Genomic DNA, 288 nt, shown 5'->3' on the forward strand with positions numbered 1-288 from the left:
GATGCAAGGGATACCCGCGACAGTGAATTCAACAACCAAAACATCTCCCTGCTTACCGTCAGGATAATCTCCCGGCGCCCGAGTGACAGCACCCACCGCGCTGTCGGGAAACGTCGCGGCATAAAAGCGGGCCGCGTCTTCAGCGTCTTTGTTGTACCATAGGCAGATCGTGTTTTTTGCCATTGCGGCGGTCCTTCCCTCTTGGTTTGCAATTCTACTGAAATAAGAGAGAGATCGCCTTTCTCCAGCCTATGCATGTTATTTCGGCAACGGCCTTGCGTCCTCGCC

At 54.2% G+C, this 288-nt stretch carries 1 protein-coding gene; it reads right to left on the reverse strand.

Annotation, left to right across the window (positions count from 1 at the left end; translation table 11 throughout):
* Nucleotides 1-183: VOC family protein (locus tag EOD29_RS31280; RefSeq protein WP_206520534.1), on the reverse strand; the 183-nt coding region annotated here is incomplete at its 3' end.
* Nucleotides 184-288: the final 105 nt, after the last annotated feature.

This window comes from Mesorhizobium sp. M1A.T.Ca.IN.004.03.1.1 (genome assembly GCF_003997555.1).
Classification (GTDB): Bacteria; Pseudomonadota; Alphaproteobacteria; order Rhizobiales; family Rhizobiaceae; genus Mesorhizobium.